Source organism: Rhodopseudomonas sp. BR0C11 (genome assembly GCF_010820945.1).
Classification (GTDB): domain Bacteria; phylum Pseudomonadota; class Alphaproteobacteria; order Rhizobiales; family Xanthobacteraceae; genus Rhodopseudomonas; species Rhodopseudomonas palustris_H.
This window is the reverse complement of sequence record NZ_QTKI01000220.1, coordinates 1-7,766: the sequence shown is the minus strand read 5'-3', so window position 1 is coordinate 7,766 and position 7,766 is coordinate 1. Positions and strand designations below refer to the sequence as shown.

The 7,766-nt window shown below is 63.0% G+C and carries 8 protein-coding genes and 1 pseudogene; 6 read left to right on the top strand and 3 right to left on the bottom strand.

Annotated features, from left to right (window positions below; translation table 11 throughout):
- Positions 1-243 precede the first annotated feature (243 nt).
- The 6 genes from DYI24_RS16595 to DYI24_RS16570 all read left to right on the top strand — a co-directional run bounded on the left by DYI24_RS16595 (position 244) and on the right by DYI24_RS16570 (position 4,669).
- Positions 244-1,197: an aliphatic sulfonate ABC transporter substrate-binding protein gene (locus DYI24_RS16595; RefSeq protein ID WP_164573083.1), complete on the top strand. Its 954-nt coding sequence runs from the start codon at positions 244-246 to the stop codon at positions 1,195-1,197.
- Between the two features lie 336 nt (positions 1,198-1,533).
- The gene (locus DYI24_RS16590; RefSeq protein WP_164573082.1) at positions 1,534-1,764 is read left to right on the top strand and encodes a hypothetical protein; all 231 of its coding nucleotides are present in this window, start codon (positions 1,534-1,536) and stop codon (positions 1,762-1,764) included.
- The gene (locus tag DYI24_RS16585; protein WP_164573081.1) at positions 1,761-2,384 is read left to right on the top strand and encodes a helix-turn-helix domain-containing protein; all 624 of its coding nucleotides are present in this window, start codon (positions 1,761-1,763) and stop codon (positions 2,382-2,384) included. Before DYI24_RS16590 ends, DYI24_RS16585 begins: the two co-directional genes overlap by 4 nt.
- 260 nt (positions 2,385-2,644) lie before the next feature.
- Positions 2,645-3,136, top strand: coding sequence for a hypothetical protein (locus tag DYI24_RS28100; RefSeq protein WP_199852212.1), 492 nt, complete (start codon positions 2,645-2,647; stop codon positions 3,134-3,136).
- A 175-nt stretch (positions 3,137-3,311) separates the two neighbouring features.
- Positions 3,312-3,509, top strand: a complete 198-nt coding sequence (locus DYI24_RS16575) for a DUF2218 domain-containing protein (RefSeq protein WP_164573080.1) — start codon at positions 3,312-3,314, stop codon at positions 3,507-3,509.
- A 59-nt stretch (positions 3,510-3,568) separates the two neighbouring features.
- Positions 3,569-4,669 (top strand): threonine aldolase family protein, encoded by a 1,101-nt coding sequence (locus tag DYI24_RS16570; protein ID WP_164573079.1) that lies wholly within the window; start codon positions 3,569-3,571, stop codon positions 4,667-4,669.
- Positions 4,670-4,673: 4 nt separating this feature from the next.
- Here the strand turns inward: DYI24_RS16570 and DYI24_RS16565 are convergent, their stop codons facing one another.
- The 3 genes and pseudogenes from DYI24_RS16565 to DYI24_RS16555 form a co-directional block, all read right to left on the bottom strand.
- The gene (locus DYI24_RS16565; RefSeq protein WP_164573078.1) at positions 4,674-6,053 is read right to left on the bottom strand and encodes a nitrogenase component 1; all 1,380 of its coding nucleotides are present in this window, start codon (positions 6,051-6,053) and stop codon (positions 4,674-4,676) included.
- Positions 6,054-6,065: 12 nt separating this feature from the next.
- Positions 6,066-7,571, bottom strand: a complete 1,506-nt coding sequence (locus DYI24_RS16560; protein ID WP_164573077.1) for a nitrogenase component 1 — start codon at positions 7,569-7,571, stop codon at positions 6,066-6,068.
- A gap of 15 nt (positions 7,572-7,586) precedes the next feature.
- Positions 7,587-7,745, bottom strand: a pseudogene (locus DYI24_RS16555) (PLP-dependent transferase); the annotation flags it as partial.
- Positions 7,746-7,766 lie beyond the last annotated feature (21 nt).

Below are 7,766 nucleotides of genomic sequence, written 5' to 3'. Positions count from 1 at the left end.
GGGCAGCTACGTCGCCATCGATCGCGACGAAGATCTCGTGCGCTTGGCCGAGGTCAGCGTACCAAGCGCCAAGCACGGCTAGCGACGGATCAGAAAGCTGACTAGCGAATGGGGTAAACAGTCCTTTCGCCAATCAGATACTGCGCAGCATAGTTCGCACGACTGGCTTCGATCTTTGGAATTCAGTCGGATCGAATTTCCTGCCTCTAATGACATCCCACGAATGATCTCTGGAGCAGGCTCATGATGTCGTCGCGTAGATCGTTGTTCGCCCTTGCCTTCGCCGCGTTCGCGGCATCGTCCATCGGCTTTGCCTCTGCGGCGGACCTGAAGGAAGTCCGCATCGGCTTCCAGAAGGCGGGCATTCAGCCTGCTGTGAAGGAACGCGGCGTCCTCGAAGCGGCGCTGAAGGAAAAGGGCCTTTCCGTGAAGTGGGTCGAGTTCGCCTTCGGCCCGCCGCTGCTCGAAGCGCTCAACACCGGCAATATCGATTTCGGTTACACCGGCGACACCCCGCCGATCTTTGCGCAGGCCGCAGCGGCCAACCTGCTGTACGTTGCCGCCCTGCCCGGCTCCGGCAAGAATGAAGGAATCGTCGTTCCGGCGAACTCGCCGATCAAATCGGTCGCCGATCTCAAAGGCAAGCGGCTTGCTATTCCGAAAGGATCGAGCGCACACAACACGGCTGTCGCCATCCTCGAAAAAGCCGGCCTGCAGTTCACCGACGTGACCGCGGTGTACCTGCCGCCGGCCGATGGCACCGCGGCATTCGCCGGCGGAACGGTGGACGCGTGGGCAATCTGGGATCCGTACCTCGCGCTGGCCGAGAAGAGCGGCGCCCGCGTCCTGAGCTTCGCCGGCGACGCTCACGACTCGATCGGATTCTTCCTCGCCAACCGCGAATTCACCAATGCGCATGGCGACGTGGTGGCGCTGATCAACCAGACCTTCGCCAAGGAAGCGCAATGGGCAAATGCGCATCACGACGAGATTACTAAATCCCTCGCCGCCTCTACCGGCATCGATCCAGCCGTGGTGAGCGTACTGGTCGGCCGCTCGGTGTTCGAGATCACGCCGGTGACCGAGAAATACATCGCCGAGCAGCAGCAGACCGCCGACCGCTTCCACAAGCTCGGCCTGATCCCGAAACCGATCAACGTCCGCGACATCGTCTGGAAGTGGTCGCCGGCGTCCTGATCATCGATTCTCCCGTTGGACCACCTCGTCCGGCATCGCACGGCTCGTGCAATGCCGGACGTCTTGTATCGAGCGCCCAACGGACCAACCGCCGAACGTCTCCCATCGCGCGCTCCGCAACCGTGGAGGTAAAATAGCAGCGGACTCGGCTTCGGCCGGTCCAGCCCACTTGGCCCGAAACATCCGGACCCGCCGTGTCTCCGATAGCAGACATGACCTACGCGAGCGCAGCAGGCTGAAATGCCTTGCCACTGGACAGAGCAAAGGCGCTCGATCCGTTGTTTTCTCGCTGCACTGATTGTCATGCGGGGGGTTATCGCCGAACATTGGACTTCGATGGATGACAATGAGGACGTGGTGTCCGTGCAATCGGCGAATGTGATCGATCTGAGTGTGTACCGGGCGCAACGAAAGGCGCTCGCCGCTGCGGCGAACTCAGCCCCGACGTGGGACCAATACCAGCCGCTTCCGTTTCACGGTCAGGCCTTCTTCTTCGGCTTCTGGCCGAGCTGGGTCATGGCACCGATTATGCTGATCGGTAGCTACACGCCCGGAGCGAAGGGATGAGCGACGCCAGCTTCCGGCTCGAATCCCACGAAACCGAAGCGAAGCACGTGTCAGTCGATCTGCCGTCGATCGTCGGGCATAATCTGCGGCGGCTTCGGGTCCGGCAGGGTTACTCGCTTGAACGTCTGGCCAAGCAATCCGGCGTCAGCCGTGCGATGCTTGGGCAGATCGAGACCGGCAAGAGCGTGCCGACGATCGGAACCTTGTGGAAGGTCGCGACCGCGCTCGGCGTCCCATTTGCGCGCCTGATCGCCACGGAGGGCAACCACCGTCCCCAGGTGCTGCGCCGCACCGACGCCAAACTTCTGACGTCGAACCAGGGTCAATTCACCTCACGCGCGCTGTTTCCATTTGACGGCGAGCGCCAGGCCGAATTCTACGAACTGCGGTTGGCACCGCTTCATCGCGAGGACGCCGACCCGCACGCCGCCGGCACCCGCGAAAATCTGGTCGTTGCGAAAGGTGCCATCGAAATTACCGCAGGTGCGGAGCGGCCCGTCGTGCTGAGTGCCGGCGACGCAATCCTGTTCGAAGCAGATGTGCCGCACAGCTATCGAAATCTCGGCACCGAGGAAGCCGTTCTGTTCCTCGTCATGACCTACGTCGAATCTATCGGGTAGCCGCTCATCGCGCGACCTGCGCCCAAGGAGCGGTCCTCACGTCGGAGCGAACGCACGCCTGAGCTATGTAGGGGTGCCGTCAAAGAGATCTGCTGATCAACAGCAAGGAGCCGGCAGGTGGCCGGCTCCGGGCTGATCTGGAGAAGATGGAACGAGGCGATTAGGCCTTCGCCATCATCCCCATCATCATCATGCCGCCGCAGCTCATCATCATCGGCATGCCGCCCGTCATCATGGTCATCATGTTCTGGCAGCACTGCATGAACATGTCCTTCATCGCCGGATCCATCGGCGCCATCTCGCAGCTCATCGTGCCGTTCGGCGACATCGTGCAAGTCATCTTGCACATCATCATCGGCATCGCCATGCCCGGCATGCCCATCATCGACATGCCCGCCATCATCGGGTTCATCATCATCGGATTCATCATGCCCGGCATCCCGCCCATCATCGGCATCGGCATGGGCATCATCGGCATCATCTGCATTGCGGTATTCATGGCTCTCTCCATCGTCTGGGACGAACTTGCTTCGTCTGCTGACCTGGAGAGTAGAATTACGTTGCTAATCACTCAATCGCGAATACGGCCTTCTCTTCGCTTTCCTCCAACAAGTCAGCCACAACGCCAACAGAACGGCAGCAACGTCCGTTATCACGGAAACTCGTCTGTTATGTTGGCACGGCGGCATCAAAGCAAGAAACGCCCCCTCTATTGTCGTGCATCGCCGGCGCGCCTGACCATTGATGGATGAGCGAATCCCAGATCTGGAATCACAGCGATGTCGGTCACCGCTCGGTGACTTCAAAAGGTAGGCACTCGCTGCAACGGCGATACGCCGCTAGACCGCACTCGGTTGAGGGCAGCGTTGTCTCGCCGGCAACGACTATGGCTGCGACGACTTCCACGCCTCGCCCGCGGGCGAACAAATGAAATCGAACTTTGATACGATCCTGGCCCGCGGTGCTTTGCCGCTCGGTGAGAAACGGCTTAAAGCAAGGCCAGACGCCCTATTGCCAGATTTGACCGCGACAGACGCGGTCAACACAACGATCTTCGAGGAAAACGTCTCCAGCCGCATCGAACACTTCGCGTTCCGCGAAGAGCTTTACTTCATGTGGAACTAATAGATTATACTAGCTAACGGCAGCACCGCCTTTGTTAAACGTGAGCGTGACATCGCACCGTGATCTACACCCCCGCCCCTGAAGATGCCCGACTGCCGCCGGTGCGGATCAATCTGCTGTCGGACACCCAGACGCAGCCCAGCGCGGCGATGCGGGAGGCGATGGCGCGGGCACCGGTGGGGGACGAACAGATCGGCGCCGATCCGACCGTGAACGCGCTGTGCGCCCGAGTTGCCGACCTGCTCGGCAAGGAAGCCGCGGTGTTCATGGCGTCCGGTACGATCTGCAATATCGCAGCGACGCTGGCCCATTGCCGAGCCGGTGACGAAATCCTCGCGCACGAGACGTCGCATGTGGTCTCGCTGGAGGGCTGCACACACGCGGCGCTCGGCGGCTTTCAGATTCATCCGCTGGCGGGCACAGCCGGTCAGTTCTCGGCCGACACGCTGCGAGCGGCACTGCATCGGCCTGACCGTCATCAGGCGAGACAGAGCTTGGTGTGCGTCGAGCAGACCACCAATCTCGGCGGCGGCACGGTGTGGCGGACGTCGGCGCTCGGCGACATCGCGGCGCTGGCTAGCGCCAACGGGCTCGCCACCCACATGGACGGCGCCCGCCTGATGAACGCAAGCGTCGCCAGCAGCGTATCGCCCCGGCAGATCGCCTCGGGTTGGGACTCGGTGTGGATCGATTTCAGCAAAGGTCTCGGTGCCCCACTCGGTGCGGTATTGGCCGGCTCGAACGACTTCATCGACCAGGTTTGGCTGTGGAAGCAGCGGCTCGGCGGCTCGTTGCGCCAGGCCGGCATTTGCGCCGCCGCTTGCCTCTATGCGCTCGACCACAATGTCGATCGGCTCGCTGACGATCACGCCAATGCCAGGCTGCTCGCAGCGGGTTTGTCGCAGATTGGCGGCGTGACGGCTGAACCTCCCGAGACCAACCTAGTCTATTTCGATATCTCAGACGTGGCATTGTCGAACCAGGAATTCGTCGACGCGATGCGCGCCGATGGCGTGCTGATCTCGATCCTCGGCGGCCGGCTCCGCGCCTGCACGCATCTCGACGTCACGACCGCCATGATCCAAGAGGCGCTCGAAGTGATCCGCAACGTGGTGGAACGCGACACGGCGGCCCGGATCGGCCGCCGCGCACAGGTCTGAGCCGTCAGGCCATCGTGCTCGCGCGCACCACCGTGGTGTAGGTCCGCTCGATCAACTGCAGCGCGCCGCGATAGCCCACATAAGCGCGCGACAGCACCACCTCGTCGGTGCACGGATAGCCGATCTCGACCAGCGGCGCGCCGATCTCATCGGCCAGCGCCGCCTCCCAGGTCGAGCCGAACACGATCGGCAGTTCGCCTGTGAAATCGGTCGCGCGCACGATCTGATGGATGCGCTTGCCATCCTGCTCGAACACGGCCTCGGCGCCGGAATGATCGGCAAGTGCGCGATACTGTTTCTGGATCGTCTCGCGAAGTTCCTCCGGTGGGTTCTCGCTGATCACGAACGGCCCCGGATTGAGCCCGAGCTGCTCGACCAGGAAGCTCGCCACCGCGAGATTATAGGCGCTTTCGCTGACCACGATCGCCTGCGACGGCAGCCGGTACTGGCTGGTCGAGCCGGCGTAGAAGCAGGCGAAATCGCGCAAGTAAACGTAGTGCTCCTTTTCCTCCTGCGCGATGAACGCTTCGGCGCGTGCACGATCGAGGCCCGCGAACTCCACCACCCGGCGCAGGAACGCGCTGGTCGCCTTGGCGCCGATCGGGATCGTCGGCTCGTGCAGGAACGGCTGGCCATAGAGATCCTCGAGATGCGCCGCGGTCGAGAGCCCGAGCCAGGGTGACAGCACGAGATTGAACTGCGCCTTCGGAATCGCGCGCCATTCCGCGACGCCGGCCGATGCCGGGCCGAACAGAATGTTCACCTGGAGGCCGATGCCTTCGAGGATGCGGCGGATCTCGGCGAGATCCCCGCGCCAGAACGGGTTCTGATAGGGCAGCAGCGACCAGACATTGACCAGGCCGTGCTGCAGCGGCGCATCGCCGGCGTCGACGAACTGATCGATGATGGCGCGGATCACCGTCTCATGGCCGGTGAAGTTATTGCCGCGATAGCCGCTGGTCTCGGCCACCACGATCGGCACGCCGCGCTTTTGATAGCGACGCACCACACTGCCGACGTCGTCGCCGACCAGGCCGGGAATGCAGCCGGTCTGCACCACGAACAGATCGGCCTCCATCACCTTCAGCGTCGAGGCGATCAGTTCGTCGAGCCGGTCGGCACCGCCGAAAATGACTTCCTGATTGCCGAGATTGGTGCTCGGCACATGGAATTCGCCGCCCTGATAGGCGTTGATGCCGGACAGCGCATGAAACTGTTTGGTGGCGCAGCCAGGCCCGCAATGGGTGATCGGGATTGCGCCGGGAATGGCGATCACGCTCGCGAGCGCGCCGAGGCTGCAGCCATAGCGCACCTGCTCGATCGCGCCCGGCGAAGAGCAGAACGCACCGGTGGGATCTTGGGCGTTGGTGACGGGAGACAGCATCGATGAACTCTTTCAGGCCGGCTCGGCGATCGGCGCGTAGGGATCGGTCTCTGCCAACCACCAAGGCTGGTACGGAAACGAGCTGTGCGCGGCGACGTCTTCGTAGAACCGCTTGCGCGGCAGCACGCGCAGGATGGCGCGGCCGATCGTCAGCAGGCCTTCGTAACCGAGGCCGTCGTTGGAATAGAAAATCGGCAGCACCGGAATGCCCATTCGCCCGGCCAGCACCGCCAGCGTGCCGGTGTGTCGGCAGATCACGAAGTCCGGCTTGGCCCGTAGTAGCGCGGCGTGGGCCTGGAAATGCTGATCCGGGCTCACCGTATAGTTCGGGATGTCGCCCCAGGCATCGACGAGGTGGCCGAGCGAATCCTGCTGCGGATCACCTGAATCGGTGGTCGGATCGTGGTGAAACGAGAACGCATCGTCGACGGTGACGCCGAGTTCGCGCAGATCGGTGATCAGCCCGTGCGCGAATGCGGCACCGGCCGCCACGAAGCCCCGCTTGCCAGTCAGCGCCTTGCGCAGACGTGCGAGTTCCGGCGCGATGCGTGCCCGTTCGCTTTCGATCACCGCCTCGACCTTGTCGGAGGTGCCGGTCAGCCGCGCGATATCGCGCAGCCAGTTGTCGGTGGCGTCCAGCCCATAGGGCAGCGGCGCCCTCACCTCCGGCACGCCGAACTCCTGTTCGAGCCCGGTGGCGAGATACGACAGCACGAAACACATCGTCACCGTCGCCGCGGCTTCCGACATCTGCGCCAGCCGTTCCAGTGTATTGCCGCCCATCACCAGATTGACCCGCAGCCCGAGCGGATTCAGTAGCGGCGAGAACACGTCGGGGCCGCCGAGATGGATCACGTTGATCAGGTCCGGCTGCTTGGCTCGCGGATATGGCACCAGCCGGCGCAGGATGCCGTGCTCGATCACGTCCCAGCCGCTCGACCAGTGCTTCGATTTGAACCCTTCGCAATGCAGGGTGACGACCGGGATGCCAATCTCGTCCTCGACCCGCTTGGCAGCGCCATCGACATCGTCGCCGATGATCCCGGTGGCGCACGAGGTCGCCACGAAAATCACCCGCGGCTTGTGGCGCTCATAGGCGTCACGGATGGTGTCCTCCAGGCGGGAGACGCCGCCGAACACCATGTCCTGCTCGCCGAGATTGGTGCAGATCGACTTCGGGTCTTCCAGCTTCCAGCCGCGGCGAGCGGCAAGATCGCGGTAGTAGCGCGCGGTGAACGACTGGCTGGCAGCGCAGCCGATCGGCGAATGCTGCACCACCACCGAATCCTGGATGATGGTGGCGTTGGTGACGGCGATGTGCTCGGCGCACATCGACGCCTGCGCGAATGGCGTCGACTGTTCGCACAGCCGTCGCCCCCCGTTCTCGCACCCCTTTGAACAGCCGTATGTGAAGGCCGAATCCTTGACCAATTGCTCGGCGCGGCCATCCCACTGGGTGATGGTGCCGAGCCGCTGGTCGCGGGTTTCGACCTGGGGAGTCTTCAGATTGAGCGCCATGTGCGCCTCGCAAATTCAGGTGGCGTCGAGCGCCTGGGCGATGTCGGCGATAATGTCGTCGACGCTCTCGATGCCGATCGACAGCCGCACGTAGCCGGGCGTGACACCGGCGGCGAGTTGCTTGTCCGGCGCGAGCTGGGCATGCGTCGTCGACGACGGGTGGATCGCGAGACTATCTGTCACTTATACACATCT

Excerpts from the sequence above, each read along its gene's own strand:
- DYI24_RS16595 (WP_164573083.1), top strand. The coding sequence starts at position 244 with ATGATGTCGTCGCGTAGATCGTTGTTCGCCCTTGCCTTCGCCGCGTTC.
- DYI24_RS16590 (WP_164573082.1), top strand. The coding sequence starts at position 1,534 with ATGGATGACAATGAGGACGTGGTGTCCGTGCAATCGGCGAATGTGATC.
- DYI24_RS16585 (WP_164573081.1), top strand. The coding sequence starts at position 1,761 with ATGAGCGACGCCAGCTTCCGGCTCGAATCCCACGAAACCGAAGCGAAG.
- DYI24_RS28100 (WP_199852212.1), top strand. The coding sequence starts at position 2,645 with ATGAACATGTCCTTCATCGCCGGATCCATCGGCGCCATCTCGCAGCTC.
- DYI24_RS16575 (WP_164573080.1), top strand. The coding sequence starts at position 3,312 with ATGAAATCGAACTTTGATACGATCCTGGCCCGCGGTGCTTTGCCGCTC.
- DYI24_RS16565 (WP_164573078.1), bottom strand. The coding sequence starts at position 6,053 with ATGCTGTCTCCCGTCACCAACGCCCAAGATCCCACCGGTGCGTTCTGC.
- DYI24_RS16560 (WP_164573077.1), bottom strand. The coding sequence starts at position 7,571 with ATGGCGCTCAATCTGAAGACTCCCCAGGTCGAAACCCGCGACCAGCGG.